The organism is Floricoccus tropicus, assembly GCF_001832905.1.
In the GTDB taxonomy this organism is placed as follows: domain Bacteria; phylum Bacillota; class Bacilli; order Lactobacillales; family Streptococcaceae; genus Floricoccus; species Floricoccus tropicus.
In genome coordinates, this window is record NZ_MKIR01000004.1 from 112036 (window position 1) to 136001 (window position 23966).

Here is a 23966-nt window from a genome sequence, read left to right on the forward strand (position 1 = left end):
TTACAATCACTATCTTATATTAGAAAAATTTCTAATTATTTATTCAGTAGGTTGACTTGGATTAGAAATTAATTCAGTTCCAAACTCATCTTGTTTTACTTTTTTAGCCTTCATAAGACCACCTAATGCCTTCTTGAATTGACCTTTACTGATTCCAAAAGTTGCTTTGATATCATCTGGTGAACTTTTATCGTTTAGAGACATGAATCCTCCAGCACCTTCAAGATAGGCTAAAATCATTTGTCCATCGTTATCTAGCATCTCATGTGAGCGAGGCTTGATACTGAGGTTTAAAGCCTTATCTACATCACGATAACCAATAACTCGTACATTTAGTTCTTCACCTAGACGAGGCTCTGAGAAACGTTCTGATGGGTGAATAAAGCCAAGCATATTATTCTCTGGAAGATAAACAAATGTACCAGATAGTTTCAATCGGTAAACAATCGCTTTTAAGTCCTGGTCTTGCATATTGTTATATGCTCTACCTGCGATTCCTCTAAATACTTCATTATCAGCAAGTGTTGCCCAAATTCTATCTTTAGCATCCACGTCAAGTTTAACATATAATTTATCATCAACTTTTGGCCATAAATTTTTCAATTCTGGTAAATTATCCAGCGAAATTACAACATCCTTATCAGGTAAACCAATATTTACGAAAACACCAAGGTCTTTTCTGACATCAGTAACTGTACCCCAGCCGTAGTTCTCACGACTAGCAGTTGGTAATACTGTTGTAGCTTTTGGTTTTTGTTTCTTATCAGTATAGATAAATACCTTAACAGCATCACCTATACCATGTTCACCTTCAGACTTATCAAGTAATAAGGTTTGTCCATTCTTTTGTAAAAAGTAACTTTGTTCATTTTCTCCAGTAACAATTGCTGTCACCTGAGTTGCTAGTAATTCATTCATTAGCATTCCTCCTTTGTGGAAAAAAGACTGGGCAAGCCCCAGCCTTCTCAATTAATTTAGACTATACGTCTAGTAATTCTGTTTCTTTATCTTTTGTTAATTTGTCGATTTTTTCAACAGATTTATCAGTAAGATTTTGAATATCTTTTTCTAATCCGCGAAGTTCATCTTCAGTGATTTCTTTATTTTTTTCTTGTCTCTTAGCAGTATCCATTGCATCACGACGAATGTTACGAACTGCAACCTTAGCTCCCTCAGCAACTTTTTTAACTTCTTTAGCTAAGTCTTTACGACGTTCTTCAGTAAGTTGTGGAATAACCAAACGAATCATAGTACCGTCTGATTGAGGAGTAATACCTAGATCAGATGCATTGATTGCATGTTCAACATCTTTGATTGAAGATTTATCAAAAGGTGTGACAATAAGCACACGCGCTTCTGGAATTGAAATCGAAGCTAATTGATTTAATGGAGTTGGTGCGCCATAATATTCAACTTGAATACGGTCTAAAAGACTCGCATTTGCACGACCAGCACGGATACTTCCAAATTCGCGAAGTAAACTAGCTTCTGATTGCTCCATTCTTTCTTTAGCAGTTGTTAAAATTTCATTTGACATTTTATTAAATTTCTCCTGTTAAATTTTATTATTTGTTTTGTTCATTAGATTCATTAAGGTAATTAGCATTTTATACTAATTACTATTGACTAATATTTTAATCTACAGTTGTTCCGATGTTTTCACCAAGAACTGCACGACGAATATTTCCTTCTTCATTTAAATTAAAGACTACTAAAGGAATATCATTATCCATTGACAAAGTACTTGCTGTTGAATCCATAACTTGTAATCCTTTAGAAATTACATCCATATGAGTTAGATGCTCAAATTTAACTGCATTTTCATCTTTATTTGGATCAGCGTTATAAACTCCGTCAACACCATTTTTAGCCATTAAGATCACATCTGCATTAATTTCGGCAGCACGTAATGCACTTGTTGTATCTGTTGAGAAGTATGGATTACCAGTTCCACCAGCAAAGATTACAACTCGATTTTTTTCCAAATGACGTTCTGCACGACGACGGATATATGGTTCAGCAATTTGACGCATATCAATTGAAGACTGAACACGAGTTGGTACTCCTTCATTTTCAAGAGTATCTTGAAGTGCTAAAGCATTCATAATTGTTGCAAGCATACCCATGTAGTCAGCTTGAGCACGTTCCATACCTAAACTTGCCCCTGTTTGACCACGCCAGATATTACCACCACCAACAACGATAGCAATTTCTACACCTAAATCATGAACTTCTTTTAATTCTTGAGCAATTCCTTTTACAACTATTGGATTGATTCCAAATCCTTGTTCACCAGCTAATGCTTCTCCACTAAGTTTCAATACAACACGTTTATATTTTGGCTCTACCATTACACTCTCCTGTACAAAATTTATCACTTTATAATAACATATTTTTCATAGAAAATCACACTAAGTTGTCTGACTTAGTGTGATTAATTTTTTATTTACTGAAAATAGCAATTGATTGATAGGGAGCAAGTTTTCCTGCTTCATATTCATCATAATTGTTAGTTAAGATTTCTCCACCTACAAATTCTTCTGGTAACTCAATCTCCACTTCTTCATTTGCAAATGAATTTGCAACAAATAATTTTTTATCTCCATATTCTCTAATGAAGGCATATACATTAGGACTATCTTTTAAGGCGGCCTTATAAGTTCCTTCTGAGATAATTGGTTTATCTTTTCTCAACTTGATTAAATCCTTATAGAAGTTAAGAATTTCGCCTTCTTTATCAGCCTCAACATTGATATCAAAATGATTTCCAGTTGCTAACCACGGTGTCCCAGTTGAGAAACCTGCATTTGCTGTTTCATCCCATTGCATAGGTGTACGAGAATTATCACGTGATTTTGCTTGAATTGTCTTGAAGGCATCTGTAGCTGATTTACCATCTTCTTCAGTCATAATACGATATGCATTGATTGATTCAACATCAACATAATCTTCCATTGAATCAAAATCAGGGTCAACCATTCCAATCTCTTCTCCCATATAAATATATGGAGTACCTCGGCTTAAATGGATAGCTGCCGCAAGCATTGTTGCACCTTTAACCCGGAAATTTTTCACATCTACAAAGCGATTAAGTGCACGAGGTTGGTCGTGATTATTCCAAAATAGTGCATTCCAACCATCTCCTTCTGACATCTCTTCTCCCCAAGTATGGAAAAGATTTTTCAGTTCTTCAAAGTCAAAAGATTTTGTAGTCCACTTTTGTCCATTTTCATAGTCAACTTTAAGATGATGGAAGTTAAATGCCATAGATAATTCATGACGATCTGGACGAGTATATAATATACAGTTTTCAATAGTTGTTGAAGACATTTCACCAACAGTAATACTTTCTGGATCCTGACCAAATGTTGTCAGATTTAGATCGCGTAAATATTCATGGGTAATTGGCTTATCAGTATATTCTGGTTTACCATCATTATTTGAATTATTTTTTAATGCTTGATCTTTACCAATCAAATTAATTACATCAAAACGGAATCCATGCACACCTTTTGCACGCCAGAAATTAACTACATCATACAATTCTTTACGTACATTAGGATTACGCCAATTAAGATCGGCTTGTGTAATATCAAACAAATGTAAATAGTATTTTCCCGTATCACCGAATGGTGCCCAGGCATTCCCACCAAATTTACTAACCCAGTCAGTTGGTTCATCTCTTAGGATAAAGAAATCTTGATAGTATTTATCTCCTGCAAGTGCCTTTTGAAACCATTCATGATGAGTTGATACATGGTTAAGTACCATATCAAGCATGATATCGATATTACGTTTTTTAGCCTCTGCTACCAACTCTTCAAAATCATCCATTGTCCCAAAATCTGGATTAATTGCTACATAGTCTGCAATGTCATAGCCGTTATCGTACTGAGGACTCGGATAGATTGGATTGAGCCAAAGCATATCCACACCTAGGTCTTGAAGATAATCTAATTTTTGAATGATTCCTTGCAAATCACCCACACCAGAACCTGTAGTATCTAAATACGATTTTGGGTAGATTTGATAAATTACTTTGTCTTTAAACGTCATATTATTTCCTTTCTCTTAAATACAAAAGTAGGGCTATATTCAGCCCTATTTTTTATTTTATAGATGTTGCAGTGAATAGTTCTTCACCTAAAATTGCTTGTCCACTTGTCTTAACGTCGTCTACTTGGAAGCTGTCCTGATTAGTTACAATGATTGGTGTCATTGTTACATAACCAGCTTCTTTAATAGCTTTAACATCAAAACGAATTAACTCGTCACCAGTTTTAACTTCTTGACCTTCTTTAACAAAACCTTGGAAATGTTTACCATCAAGTTTTACTGTATCTAATCCAATATGAATTAATAGTTCCACACCTTCTTTTGATACAAGACCAATAGCATGATTAGTTGGGAAAATCATTTGTACAACTCCATCAAATGGAGCAACTAGCACACCTTCATCAGGATCAATTAATGCACCATCACCTATTAAGCGTTGGGCAAACATTGGGTCAGGGGTTTCAGTAATTGGTAATACTTTACCAGATAATGGAACCTTAACTTCTAGAGATGCTTCTTGTGGGTATACATCAGTTTGACGAATAGTAGAGATTGTTTCTTCTTCGCGTGCGATATTGCTATCAATTTCTTCAACAACACCATCAACTTTGTTAAGTGCTGGAATTTTACGAAGTACGAATATCATGAAGAAAGGTACTACAACTGCGATAACCATTGCAATAAAGAAATTCATCCATGAATTTGGTTGAATAGCAAGAATTCCTGGAAGTCCTCCAACCCCAACAGAGTTAGCACGAACACCAGTTAAAATTGAGAACATGCCTGCTAGACCTGAACCAATCATACCTGCTACAAATGGATATACATATTTAAGGTTAATACCAAACATTGCAGGCTCTGTAACACCCAGCCAAGCAGAGATAAGAGATGGAATTGAAATTTGTTCTTCGCGTTCAAGATCATCTTTACGGCTCTTCATTGTACGTTTGTGTAGAAGAATAACTCCTGCAACTGCCGCACCTTGAGCAATATTTGATAAACAGATCATAGGCCATAAGTTTGTATAACCAAGGTCTGCAATCAATTGATAGTCAATAGCAAGTAATGTATGGTGTAATCCAGTAATTACTAGCGGAGCATACAATGCACCAAATACTAATCCAAATAACCAGTTCACTGAACTTGTAAGTCCTGCGTTAACGATTGTTGAAAGCCCTTGACCGATTTTCCATCCGATTGGGCCAATGATTGTATGTGCTGCGATAATAGCTGGTAACAATGAGAAGAATGGAACAAAAATCATTGCGACGGCTTCTGGTATTACTTTTCGCAGCTGTTTCTCTAAGAAAACAAATAGTAAACCGGTGAATATTGCTGGTATTATCTGAGCCTGATAACCAATCTTTTCAATTTGAAATGAACCAAAATTCCAAACCCAATCTTTAATAGTTCCATCAGCACGTGCAGCATTTACTGCGTATGCATTTAACAATTGTGGACTTACTAAAGTGATACCTAGTACAATACCGAGAATTTCAGTTCCACCGAATTTACGAACCACACTCCAAACAACACCAACTGGTAAGAAGTGGAAAATTGCCTCTGCTGGTAACCATAAGAATGAGTTTACACCATTCCAAAATGGAGATACATCAGTAATTGAATTATAAATTGCTGAACCATCAGCGTTTGTTGCTGCTACTCCATCAATAATTTTTTGTCCCAATGATTCAATTGGCACACCTTCAAGCAGGTTACGGAAACCAAGAATTAGTCCCCCTACAATAATTGCTGGTAATAATGGAGTGAAGATTTCAGCCAAAGTTGCAATCAATCTTTGAACAATTGGTTGATTTTTATTTGCTTGAGCTTTGGCAGCTTCCTTAGAAACTCCTTCAATACCTGAAACTTGGCTAAAATCTTTATAAAAAATTGGTACATCATTACCAATAATTACTTGAAATTGGCCTGCATTTGTAAAAGTTCCTTTGACCACTGGAATTTTTTCAATTGCTTTAACATCTGCTTTTGAATCATCATTCAAAACAAATCGCATGCGAGTCGCACAGTGAGTTACAGCTGCGACGTTCTCTTTGCCTCCTATAGCAACGAGTAGGTCACGAGCTTCTTGATCGAATTTTCCCATCTTATTCTCCTAAATAATTTTCTAACCTGTACATACAAGTTGTTAATAAAATTATAAACTATTTACTTTCCATTTGCAACCGTTTACAAATAAATTTAAAAAAATATTTTTTTCTCCAAAAATTCTGCTAAAATATATATATGAAAAAATACGAATTGATCTTTCAAGATTTAGAAAATAAAATATTAAAAAAAATTTATGATGAAGGGGAGTTCCTTCCAAGTGAAATGGAATTATCTGACTACTATGAAGCCAGCAGAGCTACAATAAGACAAGCTCTAAATATATTAGAAAGCAGAGGTTTTATCCAAAAACAAAAAGGCAAAGGCAGTTTGGTAATCTCATCAGAAAAACTCAATTTTCCCATTTCTGGTCTAACAAGCTATAAGGAACTTCAAGAAAGTTTAGATTTTGAAAGTTCAACAACAGTATTGAAATTTGAAAAAGTTAAAATTGATGATGAACTTCATATCTTAACCTTACTTCCAAATGATTCTTATGCTTGGCATATATTAAGAGCACGAAAAATCGAAGGAAAATATTCTGTCTTAGACCGGGATTATATTCTATATGATCTCGCACCAGATTTAACAGAAGATATAGTGAAAGATTCTCTTTATGAATATTTAGAGGATGAGTTGGGACTTATTATTTCCTATGCAAATAAAGAAATAACAATTGACTTTATTAACGAAGATGATCGCAAATATATAGATTTAGCAAAAATTGATCATCATGTTGTTAGTGTAAAAAGTCATGTATATCTTGCTGATACTACACCACTTCAATATACTGAAAGTCGTCATCAAGTTGATAAATTCAGATTTACTGAATTTGCAAGAAGACAAAAAATATAAAAAAATCGGATTTCTTATCTACATATCATATATGCAGAAGAATATCCGATTTTTATATTGATTTAAGCTTTATTAATTATTATCTTTTTTTGTCTCAGAAGTGCTAGTATCACTGCTATCAATTGTATCATCTTTGCTACTGTCATCACTATCATCATTATCTTGTTTTTGTGACGAATGAGTAGTAGAGCTTTTATCTTTCGATGCTTGATCACTTGCTTCTTTATCGCGAGAAGCCTGTTCGCTAGACTCTTTAGCCTTCTTGGCCTCTTCCTCTTCTTTTTGTTTTTGAGCTTCTGAAGCGGCTGTTGCTGCGGCATGATCATAAGTATAATAATACAATACTATCTTATCTTTTTTAGGGTTAAATAAGCTGCCAGATGTAATATTTTGGTCGACGACAGGCTCTAGTTGATTATTAGGATCAATTGTAGCTTGTGATACAATGGTCTTGATATTTGCCGAAGGAACCCCCATATTATTAAGTGTTGCCTTTGCATTTTCAAGAGGGCTGTTAATTAAATCAGGCATAGTAGCATTTTTACCACCATCACTTACTTTGAAAGTAATCTTATCATCAGAACTCTTATCAAAGAACTTATTCTTCTTAGGATCCTGACTGATTATTTCATTGGTAGCATAATTATCATCAGTAACGACATTTTTAACAATTTGTGATTCTGAAATACCAAAATTTTTCACTAAATCTGATACAGCATCGTCATAAGATTGACCAACATAATTGGAAAGCTCAATAACGTTTGGACCCATTGATACAAAAATATCAATTTTAGAACCAGTTTTCTTTGAGGTACCTATTGTTGGATTTGTCCTAATTACTTTATCCTTATCAATACTACTATTAATCTCCTCAGTGACTTTACCTACTGATAGACCTGATTTTTTAATTTCTTCCTTTGCTTCTTCTACAGTCATACCACCTACTTGAGGAACTCGTACATCTTTAGGTGTGGTAACAATTACTAAACCTATTATTAAAGCCAGTACTGTAGCAACTATTGCACCAATAATAAGTTTTCTCTTATTTTTTTTCTCTTTTTTTTCTTGAATTTCGATTTTTTCAGGTTCATCTTTTAAAGTATCTGCACTCACTTTTTTAACTAAATCTTCGGTATCAGACTTATCAACTATTACCTTCGGAAGTACCTTAGTTGCACCTTCGTCTTCCTTAATAAAAAGTAGTTTTGGCTCATCTTTTCTATCTAAAGAAGTCGAAGTAGAAAGATCAGAAAGCATTTCAGATACATTTTTATAACGATCATCAAGTGATTTTGCAGTCGCTTTAATAGCAACATTCTCTAATGCTTGTGGAACATCTGGATTTGCTTTTCTAATAGATGGAAGCGGTTTTTGAAAATGTTGTAAAGCAATAGTAACCGCACTATCACCATCGAATGGCACATCTCCTACAAGCATCTCATACAAAACAACACCAATTGCATAAATGTCACTTTGTACAGTTGCCTTTGAACCACGAGCCTGCTCAGGTGAAAGATAGTGAACACTTCCAAACATACTATTTGTTTGAGTTAAGCTAGTCTCTGCAAAGGCCATAGCTATACCAAAATCGGTAACTTTTGCATCTCCTTCTTCACTAACTAGAATATTTTGTGGTTTTAAATCGCGATGAATTATTCCTCTGTCATGTGCCATTTGCATAGCAGACAAAATTTGACTAGTGAAATGTATAGCCTCATCATTAGAAAGATGACCTTTTTCTTTAATATATTCTTTTAAAGTTTTTCCAGCTACATATTCCATTACAATATATTGTTGCTTGTCGATATCACCTACATCAGAAATTCCAACAATATTTGGATGTGTAAGCTCTGACATAGCATAGGCTTCTCTTTGAAATCTAGCAGTAGCAATGCTATCATTTTCAAAATTTGAACGCAAAACTTTAATAGCTACTAAACGATTATCAAGAAATCTGTCTTCAGCTAAGTAGACGTTTGCCATTCCGCCACGGCCAATTTCTTTAATAACCATGTAACGTTCTACAAACATTTTACCTACTCTAATCATTCGAAAGACCTCCATTCTCATACTGAACTAGGGTCACAGTGATATTGTCTAATCCTCCATATGTGTTAGCAAGCTCAATCAGAGTTTCTGCTTTCTTTTCCAGAGTATCATAGCCTTTTATAACTCCAACAATTTCAGAGTTACTTACCATATTAGTCAAACCATCACTACTGATAAGTACATAGTCATTTTCTTCAAGATCGAAAACATATATATCAGGTTCTAAAAATGTTTGTTGTCCTATACTCTTAGTAACAATATTTTTATTTGGATGATTTTCTGCTTGTTCAGGAGTAAGTTCTCCTGCATCGACAAGTTCTTGAACTAGGGAATGATCTTTGGTAATTTTTATTAATTGATCACCTCTAATAACTTGCGTTCTGCTATCACCAACATGACCACAAATAAGTTTATTATTAAGAATGATAACTGCTTCAAGAGTTGTTCCCATTCCTTTATAATCATCTAAGTTACCTAAATCAGCAATATTTTGATTTTCAAGTGAAATTTTCTCTGTTAACCAAGTAGATATTTGTTCTATAGAATTACTGTTGTCAAAATCAGTATCTTTCCATAGATTTCCAATATCTTCAACAGTAAGACGACTAGCAACATTACCAGCCTTATGTCCACCCATTCCATCTGCTAATATAAAAATCTTTTGTCCTGCTTTATTTGAGTATACGTCAGCGAAATCTTGGTTAGTAACACGCTTTACGCCGACATCTGTAAGTACTGTAAATTTCATAACCATCCTTTCAGAATATTGATTGGTTTATTTTTTTCTAAACTTCGCAATAAAGAAACCATCAGTATGATAAAGTTCGGGAGTAAGCATAATACATCCATCCTTAACAATATCCACTTTTTCATTAGTTATTAATATTTGTTCAAAATCATCATTTTGTTCCAAAAATTTCTCCACTACTTGGAAATTTTCTTCATCAAAAATTGTACATGTGCTGTATACCATTATACCATTCTTTTTAATTGTTTTTCCAACATTTTCAAGAATAGACAATTGAATTTCTTGCAAACCTTGAAAATCAGTAGTCTCTTTACGATATTTAATATCAGGTTTTCTTCTAATAAGTCCCATACCACTACAAGGTGCATCAACCAAGGCCTTATCAAAAACTTCTGCTCCAAAATTCTCGAAAGCTTTACTTGCATCAATTTTTTCAGTTGTAATCTTATCTGACAATTTTAGTCTTTCAGCATTGTCATTAACTAGCTTCAACTTATGATCATATAAATCTAAAGCTGTAATATGTCCATCCTTAAGATATTCAGCCATATGAACAGTTTTCCCACCGGGGGCTGCGCAAGCATCAAGAATCTTATCGCAATCTGATATTTCCATTACTGGTGCAACCAACTGACTTGATTCATCTTGAATGGTAATTAAACCATTCTTAAAGTCATCAGTAACTGCAAAATTCCCTGTATCAGCTAAAATAGCTGTTGATGCTATTTTACTTTTTAAAACAGTAAATCTTGCATCTAGCTTATCAAATTCACTATCAAAGGCAATTAAACTTGTATTAACTCTCAAGCTATTTTTACTAGGAGTTTCCAAACTTTCAAGGATCGCAAGTGTTCTTTCTTTTCCATATTGCTTTGTAAATTTTTTAATTAGAAAAGTCGGCATACTATATTGAATTGAAAGTCTCTCAGTTTCATTTTTAATTTGAGAGAAATCAGCTCTTTCTGTACGAATGAAATTACGTAATACTCCGTTTACAAATCCCGAAAGTCGTTTATCACCTTGAAGTTTGGCAATTTTTACTGCCTCATCAACAACTGCATTATCAGGTACTTTATCCATATATACAATTTGATAAATCGAAAGTAGCAATAAATTTTTAACCCATTTTTTAGTTTTTTTAATAAATGGTTTTAAATACCACTCCAAAGTCATTTTATGGCTTATAGTTCCGTACACTATATTTGTAGCCATTGATTTATCTAAGGCAGTTAAATTAGATTGTTTAAGGGCATCATTGAGTGCAATGTTAGCATAGGCTTCTTCATTAAATACTTGATTAATTACATTTAATGCAAGGTCTCTTGGATTATTATTCTTGCCCAAATTTATCTCCTTCTTTTAGGTCACGACCTACTCCATTTAGAAAATCATTTATTTTCATTTTTGGTTTTCCAGCAGGTTGAACTGTTAGTAGTTCAATTGCACCCGCACCAGTACCCACCACTAATGAATTTTTAGTACGTTCTACGATTTGACCAGGTTTCCCTGATTTATCTGATACTTTTGCTTCGTAAATTTTAAAACGGTTTTCATTCAAGTAAGTATGAGCAACTGGCCATGGATACATTCCACGAATTTGGTTAAATATTTGTCTTGCTGATTTATTCCAGTCAATTTTTTCTTCCTCAGGAGTTATATTTGGACTATAAGTTACTAAATCTTCATCTTGTACTTGAGGAGTAATATCACCAGATAGATAAGCTGGCAAAGTTTCTAATAATAGGTCACGTCCAGCTAAACTTAGCTTTTGGAACATTGTCCCAACATTATCTTCTTCTGTAATTTCCACTTCAACTTGACTGATAATATTTCCAGCGTCCATCTTCTTAACCATTTCCATGATAGTCACACCTGTTTTATCATCACCATTGATGATTGAATAATGAACAGGAGCACCTCCACGATATTTCGGTAATAAGCTCGCGTGAACATTTACTGCTTTATCAATAGAGTTAAGAAGTTTTTCAGGTAGAAATTGACCAAATGCTGCCGTTACAATCAAATCAGCACCCAATGAAATTATATCATCAAGTTCAGGGCTATTACTTAGTTTTTCAGGTTGAAGTACTTTTAGACCATGCTTAAGAGCTGCTTCTTTAACAGGGGTCATTTTAATTTCTTTTTTTCTTCCAACTGCTCTATCTGGTTGTGTAACCACGGCTAAAACTTCATAGCCTTTCTCAATCAATCCATCTAAAACAGGAACTGAAAAATCAGGAGTTCCCATAAAAATTATTTTTGTCATTAGTTTAATTCTCCTAAATAAAATTCTGTGGCTCGCTATCGATTATAATGCGAAGTCCTTTATTGTTCTTATCCTGTGTCATTTCTAATACTTGGTTTAAGGCAATCTGTAATTCTTCCTCAAAGCGATATTTAATGAGTATTTGATAATGGTACATATTATGAGTTCGAGCAATAGGTTTAGCTGTAGGCCCCAAGATCTTAGCTTTGTCTGTTACTTTTGAAGCAAGAAGACTCATTATTTCATAACTTTTCTTGATTGCTTCCTCTTCGTTCTTATGGCTAACCACAATTTGAACTGTATAGAAATATGGTGGATAAGCCAAGGTTCTTCTATATTGCATTTCTTGCTTATAAAACGCCTCATAATCATGATGTTCTGCTAATTTTATTGCATAGTGTTCTGGATTGAAGGTTTGAATGATTACTTCTCCCTCTTTATTGGCGCGCCCGGCACGTCCAGCCACCTGTGTCAAAAGTTGAAATGTTCTTTCACTTGATCGAAAATCAGGTAAATTCAAAGCAGTATCAGCATTTATAACACCAACTAGTGTTACGTTGGGAAAATCCAAACCTTTAGCTATCATCTGAGTTCCTAACAAAATATCTGCTTCATGATTCCCAAATTTATCAAGAATTTGCTCATGAGCACCTTTTTTCTTAGTTGTGTCAACATCCATTCTCAAAATGCGAGCTTGAGGAAATAAATTATTTAGTTCTTCCTCAATTTTTTGAGTTCCTGAACCGTAATATCTAAATTTTTTGCTTTGGCAGTTTGGACAGCGACTTGGGATAGCCTCTTGAAAACCACAATAATGACAATCAAGAGTCTTTGTATCCATATGAAGGGTCAAACTAATATCACAATTTGGACATTCTTCCACATATCCACAGTCACGACACATAATAAAGCTTGAATATCCTCGACGATTTAACATTAGAACAATCTGCTCATTCTTATCCAGCTTTTCTTGAATTTTTTCAAGTAACTGCAAAGTAAAATTCGCCGATTTTTCATTCATATTTTTTCCAAAGTCAATAATATCAACTTTTGGTACACGCGCCAAAGGATTTGCTCGCTCCTTAAGTTCAAGAAACTCATAGACTCCTCTTTCAGCACGTGCTCGCGACTCAAGACTTGGTGTTGCACTTCCCATTATCAACTTAGCCTTATGCCAATCTGCCCTAAATAAAGCAATATCTCTTGCATGGTATCTTGGATTAGAATCTTGCTTATAACTTGATTCATGCTCCTCATCAATAATAATTGTACCAATATTTTCTAAAGGTGCAAAAATTGCTGAACGAGCTCCGACAACAACCTTGGCCTGACCACTTTCAATTTTACGCCATTCGTCATATTTTTCTCCATCGGACAATCTACTATGTAGTATTGCTACTTGATCACCAAAACGAGCAATGAAACGATTGGTAATTTGCGGAGTAAGAGAAATTTCAGGTACTAGCATGATTGCTGTCTTACCTTCATTCAAGGTGTGGGCTATAATTTGCAAATATACTTCTGTCTTACCACTTCCAGTTATTCCTTCAAGTAAGAAAGGTTTATCCGATGTTCCGTTTATAACGGCTTGGTAAGCTTTCTCTTGTCCTTTATTTAGAACTAAAGGTTTATCTGCCTTAATCTTATCAAAATGCTCTTGTGCGCGACGAAGTTCAACATGCTCTAATTTTACAATCCCGTTTTCCACGAAAAAGTCAATTATTGATTTAGAGAAATTTTTTCTGACTTCCTTAACTTGCTTTTTACCAGGTTTTTCAAGCAAAAATTCTTTGAATTCTTGCTTTTTCTTAGCTCTTGTAGGAATTTCGAAATCTTTTAATTTTTCTATATCATCAACTTGAATAAAAGTTTCATATTTTTTATTTTCTCGGCTCTTTGCCTCATATTCAAAAGAAACTTTATCTTCTTTTTTCAATTTCAAGATGGTCGCTTGTTCATCTTCAGTTAAAGTAGAAAATTTCAAATTCTCTTTTCCTGCAAAAAATGTATCTTTTGTTTCTTGATCAAGTGGCATGACAATCTTGTCATAATTCGAATTTAAAAGATTAGGAAGCATGGCTTTTAAACATGTTATCTTATAAGAAAACACAGTCTTTCGCATATGATCAGCTAATTCCAACTGCTCCTTATTTAAAACTGGTTCTAAGTCTAGAACTTCTCGAATTTCTTTTAGATTTTCATCATCGTTCGTTTCAGAAAGCTCTACTACTATCCCCTGAACTAGACGATTTCCTTGACCAAAGGGTACATGAACTCGCATTCCTGCTTGGATAAGACCTTGTAAATTGTCAGGTATCAAATATGTAAAAGGATGGTCCGTCTGCATCAAGGGAACATCAATAATAACTTGAGCTGCTTTCATTACAACACCTTTCCTTAAATAAAATTAGAGATTGGGAAACAAAACCCAATCTCATTCTATATATCTTAGAACTTATTTAGCTGGTTCAGTTTCCTGCTCTTTTGCAATACGTTCTTTAATTTTTCTTTCTTCTTCTTCTTGACGTTCTTTTTCTTCTTGAATAGCACGAAGTTTTTCTTCACGTTTTTCTTCAGGGAAAGGATGGATTGTAACTGTACCTGCTTCAATTTCTTCAAGTGCTTGAAGAGTTGGTTTTACAGATTTAAACCCCATTGTTGAAGGCTCTCCATCATTTAATTCATGGGCACGTTTGCTTTCAAGAATTACTAATGAGTATTTAGAATCTACTCTATCCAAAAGTTTGTCAATTGACGGTTTTAACATCATAATATATTCTCCTATTTTATCCCTTATTAATCTATCATTGCGCGGTATTTACCGATTACACGGTCAACACGGAAATGTTCTGCCTCAACAATTTTTTTAACTCTTTCAGCTGCTTTAGATACTTCATCATTTACAACAGCATAATCGTATTCGCTCATTAATTTAATTTCTTCACGAGCTTTTTCCATACGTTGATCAATTACATCAATTGAATCTGTTCCGCGACCTACGATTCTGTCACGTAGTTCATCAAGATCAGGCGGTGTTAAAAAGATAAATACTCCATCTGGAACTTTCTCCTTAACTTGTAAGGCTCCTTGAACTTCAATTTCAAGAAATACATCTTTACCAGAATCAAGTGTTTCATTGACATAAGTAAGGGGAGTTCCATAGTAGTTACCCACATACTCAGCATATTCTAACATTTGACCATTTTTAATCATTTCTTCGAACTCTTCACGTGTTCTGAAAAAATAATCTACTCCGTCAACTTCACCTGGACGTTGTGGACGTGTTGTCATTGAAACTGAATAATCAAAATCATGACCATGTCCTTCAAAAATTTCTTTACGAACTGTACCTTTACCAACTCCCGAAGGACCTGAAAAGACAATTAATAAACCACGCTCCTGCATGTTAATCTCCTTAGAAAAAAATATTCTTTTATTATCCAAAAAATTTTTTGGCTGATCTCAAATAAGATAAATTCATTATAACACTTAATTCATAGCAAAAATCAGAACTGTAACAGAACTGTAATATCAAACAGTTTCAACAGAATCAAGCTGTTTAAGAAATATTTTTCACAATAATTAATGTATATTTTTACTTATAAATTTTTTCAGAAAAATAAAAAACGAAGGAAATAATTCCCTCGTTAATTTTAATTATTATTTTGATTTACGTAAGAAACCAAATAAAATTCCACCAACAACTGCTCCGATTGCTACATAAAGTAGGTAAAGGAATGGATTACTTGTAAGAGCAATTACAAAGATTCCTCCGTGTGGTGCCATTAATTTAATTCCTGAAAGTCCAACTAATGCTCCTGCTAGTGCTGAACCTGCAACGAATGAAGGAATAGCACGTGTTGGGTCAGCTGCTCCAAAAGGAATTGCTCCTTCTGTAATGAATGAAAGTCCCATTACAATGTTTGTAAGACCTGATTCACGTTCTTCTTTAGTGAATTTATCTTTGAATAATAGAGTTGCAACGAATACTGCAAGAGGAGGAACCATACCACCAGCCATAACTGCTGCCATTACTTCACTACCACCGCTTGTTACTGTTGCTGCTAATGTTCCTGTACCAAATACATAGGCTGCCTTATTAACTGGTCCACCCATATCCACTGCCATCATTCCACCAACCAATGCTCCCATTAGGATTGCTGATGAACCACTTAAGCTTGATAGGAAGTTGTTAAGTCCTTCATTGATTCCACTCATTGGAATATTTACAAGAAGCATTAAGAAACCTGTAATAATTACTCCAAATACTGGGTAAAGAAGAATTGATTTTAGACCATCAAGTGATCTTGGGAGACCTGCTAATAATTTCTTAAGTAAGATAATTACTCCACCAGCAAGGAAACCACCAACTAATGCCCCAAGAAATCCTGATGGAACTCCAGCAAGGTTTAATGTAGCATCTCCGCCTTTAGCAAAAGGTACTTTACCAAGTGCAAGTCCATTACTTGCCATTGCCCCTGCTACAAAACCTGCTACAAGACCTGGTTTTTCAGCGATTGAATAAGCAATATATCCTGCTAATACAGGAAGCATAAATCCAAAGGCTGCACCACCAATGTTTTTGAACATACTTGCTAGTTCATTATATGAACCAAGATTAGCAAGTTGATCTGTTGGAACTCCCATAGCGTTATCAATTAAGAAGGCAATTGCGATAGCAATACCACCACCGATTGTAAATGGAAGCATTGCTGATACACCACTCATTAAGTGCTTGTAGAATGCTTTACCTAAGCTTAGTTTTTCATCGCTTTCGCCAGTTCCTGAAGCATCTCCACTACCATGATAGATAGGAAGCGAATCATCTGTAGCCATTGTAATTAGATTTTCTGGTTCACGAATACCATCTTTTACGGGACGACTAATTAAATGTTTCCCATCAAATCGATCCATTTCAACTGCTTTGTCAGCAGCTACTATAACACCGTCAGCTTTAGCGATATCTTCAGCTGTTAACTTGTTACCAACACCACTTGCTCCATTTGTTTCAACTTTGATGCCAACACCCATTTCGGCTGCTTTTTTCTTCAAAGCTTCTTCTGCCATATAAGTATGTGCAATACCAGTTGTACAAGCAGTTACTGCTACAACAAATTTCCCAGTATCTTTTACTGTTGATTCAATTTTAGCTTCTTCTTTATTTTCTTCTTTTTCTTCGCTTGAAAATAATGCAATCACATCATCAGGAGTTTTAGTTTCACGTACTTTAGCAATAAAACCATCTTGCATTAGATATTTTGAAAGACTTGCAAGTGCTGCTAAGTGAGTATCATTTGCACCAGCAGGGGCTGCAATCATGAAGAATAGGTATACTGGTTGACCATCAAGAGCCTCATAGTCAACACCTTTGTTTGATTTAGCAAACAGAATTGTTGCTTCTTTAACTGCTTCATTTTTAGCATGGGGCATTGCTACTCCATCACCAAGACCAGTTGAAGTTTGCGCCTCACGATTAAGAATTCCTTCTTTAAAAAGAACTTTATCAGTGATTCGACCAGTTTCGTAAAGTTTGTCAACCATCTCATCGATTGCACCCAACTTATCAGTTGCTTGCATATCCATAATCATGGCATTTTTTACAAGTAAATCTGTAATTTCCATTTTCTCTCCTTTTAATAGGTTTAATATAAATATTTCAATATTTTTTAACTTTTATTCTTTATTTCAGAAACTTATTAATTAAAGTTTTGTAATTTCTACTTTATCCAAAGTTTCTTTAATAAATTCTGCACTTGCTAAATCATCTGAAAAGGCAGTTGCTGTACCACATGCTACTCCAAGGGCAAATGCTTCGACAGCATTTTTAGTTTCTTCAAACTTACCAGTAAATCCAGCGACCATTGAGTCACCTGCACCAACTGAGTTTTTAACTTGTCCTTTAATTGGTTTTGCAAAGTAGCTTCCTTCATTGTTAACTAACAAAGCTCCATCACCAGCCATAGAAATAATCACATTTTGTGCACCCATTTCTAAAACTTTTTGTGCATAAGGAATAATTTCTTCTGTTGTTTTAAATTTAACATCAAAAATGGCTCCAAGCTCATGATTATTAGGTTTAACAAGTAATGGATTGTATTCCAATGAATCAAGTAATGTTTGTCCTTCAAAATCACAAACCACTTGTGCTCCAGTAGCACGAACTGTAGAAATTAATTTTTTATAGACAATATTTCCAAGAGATGCTGGTGCGCTTCCTGCGAAAACAACTGTATCGTCAGCAGTTAATTTTTCAAGAATATTAAGAAAATCATTTAATTGACCTTCTGTAATTTCTGGACCTTGCCCATTAATTTCTGTTTCTTGATCTGCCTTAATTTTTACATTAATACGAGTATCTTGATCAACTGCTACAAAGTCAGTTGAAATTCCTTCTTCAATAAGCTTTTTAGTAATGAAATCACCTGTAAAACCACCGATAAATCCTAATGCTGTTGAATCATAATTTAATCTAGAAAGCACTCGACTTACATTAATTCCTTTACCACCAGCGTATTTATCATCACTAGTCATGCGGTTTACTTCACCGACTACAACTTCCGGTAAACGAACTATATAGTCAATTGAAGGATTTAAAGTTACACTATAAATCATATTTTCTCCTTTTCTTGTAGCTTTTATATCTGATATTTATCAAATATATCTACTACTTATTTGTTATTATTTCAACATCATCGGTTTGCGCAAAAGTAACAAAACTTACTTGGTTAAACTTACTTTTATCTGCTAAAATATAGGTTTGTGCTGACTGCTCACAGGCTGTACGTTTAATATTAGCTTCCTCAATATCAGGTGTTGAGATATTCCCAGCACTTATTGCATTGGCTCCTATAAAAGCCTTTGTAAAATTAAACTGATTTATTTGTTGAATGGCATATGACCCAACCACTGCATCAGTTAATTTTTTTATTATACCCCCGATAATATAAACAGTAATTTTTTCACTAATTAATTTTGAAGCATGGGTAGCACTATTTGTTACAACTGTGAATGATTTTTCTAATTCAAGAAGTCCTTCAATCATCATTCCGGTAGTAGTCCCAGCATCTAGAAAAATTACATCTCCTTCATTTACTTTAGAAACTGCGATATTTGCAATATCTAATTTCTCATGAACGTTTATGGAGTTTTTTTCATAAATACTTGGCTCTTTCGGAACACTTGAAATTGGTTCGGCTCCTCCGTGAACACGGATAAGTCTTCCTAACTCTTCAAGCTCATTGAGATCCCTTCTAAGTGTGGATACTGAAGCCTCAGTCAAATCACACAAATCATCTATTGTAACACTTCCCTTACTGTGTAGTTCTGCAAGAATTATCTTTTTTCGATCATTTGCAAGCATATCTTCCCCTTTTAGAAATCGGTTACAAGATTATTTTACATCAAAATCGTTCAAAGTCAATCAAAAACGTTCATTTTTTATGTTTTTGTGTGTTTTTCAATAACATTTTTAGTGAATCTTTGAATCCAGGGCACATTTAATGAAAAAATTATTCTATTATGATAACAAAAAGGAAATAGGATATCATTTCCCATTTCCACTTAATTATTTTTCTTCTAAATATACCTCAGCCATCTGACTAAGTTTCCTTAATCGGTGGTTGACACCACTTTTTCCTAATGGAGGAGACATTGCTTCTCCTAACTCCTTAATAGTTAAATCAGGATTCTCTAAACGAATCCTTGCAACTTCGAATAGGTTTTCTGGTAAATTTTCTAGTCCTAATTTTTGATCTAAGATATTGATTTTTTCAATCATATCGTATGATGCATTGACGGTTTTTCCCAAATTTGCCGTTTCAAAATTAGCAACTCGATTAGCTTGATTTCGCATTTCCTTAAAAATTTTCGCATTCTCATATTTAAGTCTTGCATTCATAGCACCGATTATTGTTAGAAAATCCATAATTTGTTCTGCACTTGCTATATAAAGTACATACCTATTTTTTCGTTCAATGATCTTAGCATTAAACCCTAAATTTTCAAGGATATCTTTTAAATCCTGTGCATGATCTTGGTAAACAGATGAAAGTTCCAAATGATACTTTCCAGATTCTGGATCACTAACATTACCACTAGAAAGAAAAGCCCCTCTTAGGTAATAAATACTCTTTTTTTCATCATATTTAACTGATGCAGGTATTCCATTATCCAAGAGCAGTCCATCAGCCAAGTCTAATTCATCTAAAAGATTATTTACTTGATCATCAATATAAACTGTATATATACGATTCTTTGATAAGTTAGTTTTTTGCTGGGTCCTAATCTCAGATTTAATATTATAAATTTTTAATAAGAGAGTATAGATATATCTCGCTGTTGTAGCATTTTCAGTTGTAATTGACAGTGTTAATCCTCGTGAAATACCAAGTGAACCATTCATTCTAATCAAAGCCATAAGAACTGTTGAATTATCGTCTAGCGATGTCAATTCTTTCTTGACTTCAGCAGAAAAACTCATGATAATCTTCTTTCACTAATATTAAGAATTTCTTCAGCAACTGCATCCCCGTTATGGAAGGCACCGCCATTTTCCAATTTAAGAAAATTTGATGAAATTATCTTACATCCTTCTGCCTGCAATCCTTTAAAATCATGGTCAACTTGAACAAGATACTCATCAAATTTATGTGTATTCATATATTCATGAGGTACATCTTCAATATTTACCAAAACTGTATCTACAAAGTTTCTTCCAAGATGCTCATGCAAGACATGAACATGATCTGCATCAGAAAAATGTTCAGTTTCCCCACGTTGTGTCATGATATTACATACATAAACAATTTGAGCTTCTGTATTTAAAATCGCCTTACTAATCTCTGGAATCACAAGGTTTGGTAAAATACTTGTAAATAGGCTACCTGGACCCATGACAATAGTATCTGCTTCCATTATTGCTTTTACAACCTTACGACTTGCCTTAGCCATTGAACCATCATGAGTATTATAAACATATACAAATCTCAAGTTACCGTCGTAATCTGCAATATTGCTTTCACCAGTCACTTCATGTCCATCTTCAAAAATGGCTTGAAGTGTTAGCGCATTCTCACTTGACGGGTATACATTCCCCTCCACATGTAAGAATTTAGATAGAAGCTGGATTGCATCATAAGTAGAACCTTGCATTTCACTAATACCAGCAATAATTAAGTTCCCTAAAGGATGTCCAGCTAAAGCACCGTCATCTTTATCAAAACGATATTGGAAAACTTTTTCATAAAATCTTGGCATATCACTCATAGCAACTAGAACATTTCTCAAGTCACCTGGAGGCGCAATATTTATAGCATTTCTGATTTCACCACTTGAACCGCCATCATCCGCTACAGTTACAATCGCAGTTAAATCAACATTTTCTTTTCTCAAACTTTTAAGGATGACAGGAATCCCTGTTCCCCCCCCAATTACTACAATCTTTCTTTTTCTCATGAGCGGTTAACCGTCTCTTTTCTTCTATCTTTATCGCGGTGTACAGTATTGACTTTCCAGTTGTCTTCTTGTAAAGTCTTACCGATTCGTTCTGCAAAGGCAACTGATCTATGTTGACCGCCAGTACATCCAATAGCGATAGTAAGAACCGACTTACCTTCTTTTTCATAACCTGGCACAATAGGTAACAATAAATTTTTAAGATTTTGGTAGAATTCCTCAGATTCCGGTGCATCCATCACATAATCATAGACTTCCTTATCAATACCAGTTTTATCTCTTAATTCAGGTACATAGTGGGGATTAGGTAAAAAGCGTACATCAAATACTAAATCAGCATCAAGTGGTAAACCGTATTTGAAGCCGAAACTCATTACTTCAATTCTAAATTGTTGACTGTTTCCTTCGGAGAATTCATTAATTATTTGAGCACGTAAATTCCTTGGAGTTAAGTCGGTTGTATCAATTACATTTTGAGAGAACGATTTAAGTGGAGCAAGTAGTTCTCTTTCTTTGGTAATACCGTCCATGACACGTCCATCAGCTGCTAGCGGATGACTACGTCTTGTTTCTTTATAACGAGCAACTAGTTCTGGGTCCTTTGCATCAAGGAAAAGCAGACTAAACTTCACACCTGGCATGTCACTTAAATCATTAACAACTTCTTGAAGTTCATCAAAGAATGTTCTAGCCCTCATGTCAACTACCATTGCTACCTTATCAATACTTCCATTATCGGCATTGATTAAAAGGGAAACAAATTTTTCAATTAGGTTTGGTGGCATATTATCAATTGTGAAGTAGCCCATATCCTCAAAGGATTGAATAGCGACAGTTTTTCCTGCACCACTCATCCCAGTTACTATTACTAAATCTAGTGAGTTCATAATTCCTCCTTATTTTTATCCACAATTACTTTTAAATCGCAAGTAATTATCTAATATACTAACTTTATTATAACAAAAAAAGACGATATAAACCGCCTTTTTCCTATACTAAATTAGTTAGTACACCATTTATAAATTTTGCTGATTTTTCGTCATTGAAATTTTTTGCTAATTCAATTGCTTCATTAACCGCCACAACATTTGGTGTTTCTGTCTCTAAAATTTCATAAGCACCAAGTCTTAAAATTACACGGTCAATATTAGTTAAACGATCAAGGCTCCATGGACTCTTAATATACTTTGCTAAATTTTCATCAAGTTTTTCCTTGTTTATTTGAACACCTCTGATTAGTGTCTCCAAATAAGCAGGACTCTCTTCAGGAAATTCATCATAAGAAAGTACAAAGTCCATTGCATCCGTCACTGTAGCTTCATCTTGAAGTTCTATAGAATAAAGAGCTTGAACAGCACTCATACGAATCTCATGCTGACTCATCTTTTTACTCGGCATCTAGAAAATCTCCTCCATCAAATAAATCTGTATGCTTAGGCTTTGGAGTTTTTACTGGTACAATACCAGAAACATGCACATTAACGTCGTTTATTTCAATTCCAGTCATATTAAAGACAGCTTCTTTAATTTCCTTTTGAATATTCATTGCAACTGAAGGTACATTAACACCAAATGATAAGAATACATATACGTCAACATCTACTAAACCATCTTCATCTTGGCTAATGTATACACCACGACCTTCTGAATTCTTTCCAAGAAAATCAGAAAAACTTTTATTTCTTAAAGAATAAAGACCATCTATATTAGATGTTGTAATACTAACAATTGTTTCGATAACTCGTGGAGAAATAACTACTGCTCCCAAGTTTTCAACTTGTACATCTTTCATAATCATCCTTTCTTAATTATAGAAAGTGCTCAAAGTACTAGTTAGCACGTTTTAAATAAGCACCAGTTTGAGTATTAATTTCTAATTTTTCACCAGCTTCGATGAAATCTGGAACGTTAACTACAAGACCAGTTTCCATTGTTGCAGGTTTACCTGAACCAGTAACTGTTGCACCTTTAATAGATGGTTGAGTTTCAGCAACTGTAAGAACTACTGTTGTTGGTAATGTAAGACCGATAACTTCAGTTCCATAAAATTGAATTTTAATTTCTTCATTTTCAAGAACATATTTTAATTCTTCTGCTACTTGAGCAACTGGAATTTCATATTGGTCATATGACTCAGTATCCATGAAGAATGCTGTATCATCCATTTGATATAAGTATTGTGCTGGACGAGTTTCGATAATTGCTTGTTCGAATTTTTCTTCTGGTCTAAAAGAAGTGTCAACTGTTGAACCACTACGTACATCACGAAGTTTCATACGCATGATTGTATTACCTTTACCAGGTTTATGGTGACTTGCTTCAAGAACTCGAAGTAATTTTCCGTCCATTTCAAAAGTCATACCTGCTTTTAATTCATTTGCTGCTACCATTTTATTAAAAATCTCCTAATCTTAATTTCTTTACCATTTT

Annotated in this window: 21 protein-coding genes and 2 pseudogenes; 1 reads left to right on the forward strand and 22 read right to left on the reverse strand. The window is 34.3% G+C overall.

Annotation, left to right across the window (positions count from 1 at the left end; all coding sequences use genetic code 11):
• Nucleotides 1-39 precede the first annotated feature (39 nt).
• The 5 genes from BG261_RS02825 to treP all read right to left on the reverse strand — a co-directional run bounded on the left by BG261_RS02825 (nucleotide 40) and on the right by treP (nucleotide 6163).
• Nucleotides 40-918 carry a CvfB family protein gene (locus BG261_RS02825; protein ID WP_070791658.1) on the reverse strand — a complete coding sequence of 293 codons (879 nt, stop codon included), beginning with the start codon at nucleotides 916-918 and terminating at the stop codon, nucleotides 40-42.
• Between the two features lie 61 nt (nucleotides 919-979).
• Nucleotides 980-1537: a ribosome recycling factor gene (frr, locus tag BG261_RS02830; protein WP_070788150.1), complete on the reverse strand. Its 558-nt coding sequence runs from the start codon at nucleotides 1535-1537 to the stop codon at nucleotides 980-982.
• Between the two features lie 97 nt (nucleotides 1538-1634).
• On the reverse strand, nucleotides 1635-2351 hold the full coding sequence (gene pyrH, locus BG261_RS02835; RefSeq protein WP_070791659.1) for a UMP kinase: 717 nt from the start codon (nucleotides 2349-2351) through the stop codon (nucleotides 1635-1637).
• Nucleotides 2352-2442: 91 nt separating this feature from the next.
• A complete protein-coding gene (gene treC, locus BG261_RS02840) occupies nucleotides 2443-4056 on the reverse strand; it encodes an alpha,alpha-phosphotrehalase (protein WP_070791660.1) in 1614 nt (537 codons plus the stop codon).
• A gap of 52 nt (nucleotides 4057-4108) precedes the next feature.
• Nucleotides 4109-6163, reverse strand: a complete 2055-nt coding sequence (treP, locus tag BG261_RS02845; protein WP_070791661.1) for a PTS system trehalose-specific EIIBC component — start codon at nucleotides 6161-6163, stop codon at nucleotides 4109-4111.
• A gap of 140 nt (nucleotides 6164-6303) precedes the next feature.
• Between treP and treR the strand changes: the two genes are divergently transcribed.
• The gene (treR, locus tag BG261_RS02850) at nucleotides 6304-7020 is read left to right on the forward strand and encodes a trehalose operon repressor (protein ID WP_070791662.1); all 717 of its coding nucleotides are present in this window, start codon (nucleotides 6304-6306) and stop codon (nucleotides 7018-7020) included.
• A 72-nt stretch (nucleotides 7021-7092) separates the two neighbouring features.
• Here the strand turns inward: treR and pknB are convergent, their stop codons facing one another.
• The 17 genes and pseudogenes from pknB to efp form a co-directional block, all read right to left on the reverse strand.
• The gene (gene pknB, locus BG261_RS02855; protein ID WP_070791663.1) at nucleotides 7093-9069 is read right to left on the reverse strand and encodes a Stk1 family PASTA domain-containing Ser/Thr kinase; all 1977 of its coding nucleotides are present in this window, start codon (nucleotides 9067-9069) and stop codon (nucleotides 7093-7095) included.
• Nucleotides 9062-9817 (reverse strand): Stp1/IreP family PP2C-type Ser/Thr phosphatase, encoded by a 756-nt coding sequence (locus BG261_RS02860; RefSeq protein ID WP_070791664.1) that lies wholly within the window; start codon nucleotides 9815-9817, stop codon nucleotides 9062-9064. The genes pknB and BG261_RS02860 overlap by 8 nt, the downstream gene beginning before the upstream one ends.
• Before the next feature lie 27 nt (nucleotides 9818-9844).
• Complete coding sequence (gene rsmB, locus BG261_RS02865) at nucleotides 9845-11161, reverse strand: 16S rRNA (cytosine(967)-C(5))-methyltransferase RsmB (protein WP_083318250.1); 1317 nt, start codon at nucleotides 11159-11161, stop codon at nucleotides 9845-9847.
• Entirely contained in the window at nucleotides 11148-12083 is a 936-nt protein-coding gene (gene fmt, locus BG261_RS02870) for a methionyl-tRNA formyltransferase (protein ID WP_070791666.1), read from the reverse strand. The genes rsmB and fmt overlap by 14 nt, the downstream gene beginning before the upstream one ends.
• A 13-nt stretch (nucleotides 12084-12096) precedes the next feature.
• The gene (locus BG261_RS02875) at nucleotides 12097-14466 is read right to left on the reverse strand and encodes a primosomal protein N' (RefSeq protein WP_070791667.1); all 2370 of its coding nucleotides are present in this window, start codon (nucleotides 14464-14466) and stop codon (nucleotides 12097-12099) included.
• A gap of 72 nt (nucleotides 14467-14538) precedes the next feature.
• Nucleotides 14539-14853 (reverse strand): DNA-directed RNA polymerase subunit omega, encoded by a 315-nt coding sequence (rpoZ, locus tag BG261_RS02880; RefSeq protein WP_070791668.1) that lies wholly within the window; start codon nucleotides 14851-14853, stop codon nucleotides 14539-14541.
• A 26-nt stretch (nucleotides 14854-14879) separates the two neighbouring features.
• Nucleotides 14880-15488 carry a guanylate kinase gene (gene gmk / locus BG261_RS02885; RefSeq protein ID WP_070791669.1) on the reverse strand — a complete coding sequence of 203 codons (609 nt, stop codon included), beginning with the start codon at nucleotides 15486-15488 and terminating at the stop codon, nucleotides 14880-14882.
• Between the two features lie 255 nt (nucleotides 15489-15743).
• Nucleotides 15744-16856: pseudogene (locus tag BG261_RS11735) on the reverse strand (PTS fructose transporter subunit IIC); the annotation flags it as partial.
• A gap of 65 nt (nucleotides 16857-16921) precedes the next feature.
• Nucleotides 16922-17705 (reverse strand): annotated as a pseudogene (locus tag BG261_RS11740) (fructose PTS transporter subunit IIA); the annotation flags it as partial.
• A 78-nt stretch (nucleotides 17706-17783) separates the two neighbouring features.
• Nucleotides 17784-18695: a 1-phosphofructokinase gene (gene pfkB / locus BG261_RS02895; RefSeq protein WP_070791671.1), complete on the reverse strand. Its 912-nt coding sequence runs from the start codon at nucleotides 18693-18695 to the stop codon at nucleotides 17784-17786.
• A 52-nt stretch (nucleotides 18696-18747) separates the two neighbouring features.
• The gene (locus tag BG261_RS02900) at nucleotides 18748-19443 is read right to left on the reverse strand and encodes a DeoR/GlpR family DNA-binding transcription regulator (RefSeq protein ID WP_070791672.1); all 696 of its coding nucleotides are present in this window, start codon (nucleotides 19441-19443) and stop codon (nucleotides 18748-18750) included.
• A gap of 204 nt (nucleotides 19444-19647) precedes the next feature.
• Nucleotides 19648-20562 (reverse strand): DNA-binding protein WhiA, encoded by a 915-nt coding sequence (whiA, locus tag BG261_RS02905; RefSeq protein WP_070791673.1) that lies wholly within the window; start codon nucleotides 20560-20562, stop codon nucleotides 19648-19650.
• On the reverse strand, nucleotides 20559-21536 hold the full coding sequence (locus BG261_RS02910) for a YvcK family protein (RefSeq protein WP_070791674.1): 978 nt from the start codon (nucleotides 21534-21536) through the stop codon (nucleotides 20559-20561). The genes whiA and BG261_RS02910 overlap by 4 nt, the downstream gene beginning before the upstream one ends.
• A complete protein-coding gene (gene rapZ, locus BG261_RS02915) occupies nucleotides 21533-22426 on the reverse strand; it encodes an RNase adapter RapZ (protein WP_173646038.1) in 894 nt (297 codons plus the stop codon). Before rapZ ends, BG261_RS02910 begins: the two co-directional genes overlap by 4 nt.
• 100 nt (nucleotides 22427-22526) lie before the next feature.
• Nucleotides 22527-22934 (reverse strand): transcription antitermination factor NusB, encoded by a 408-nt coding sequence (gene nusB / locus BG261_RS02920; protein ID WP_070791676.1) that lies wholly within the window; start codon nucleotides 22932-22934, stop codon nucleotides 22527-22529.
• The gene (locus tag BG261_RS02925) at nucleotides 22924-23334 is read right to left on the reverse strand and encodes an Asp23/Gls24 family envelope stress response protein (protein WP_070791677.1); all 411 of its coding nucleotides are present in this window, start codon (nucleotides 23332-23334) and stop codon (nucleotides 22924-22926) included. Before BG261_RS02925 ends, nusB begins: the two co-directional genes overlap by 11 nt.
• A 31-nt stretch (nucleotides 23335-23365) precedes the next feature.
• Nucleotides 23366-23926, reverse strand: coding sequence for an elongation factor P (gene efp, locus BG261_RS02930; protein WP_070791678.1), 561 nt, complete (start codon nucleotides 23924-23926; stop codon nucleotides 23366-23368).
• Nucleotides 23927-23966: the final 40 nt, after the last annotated feature.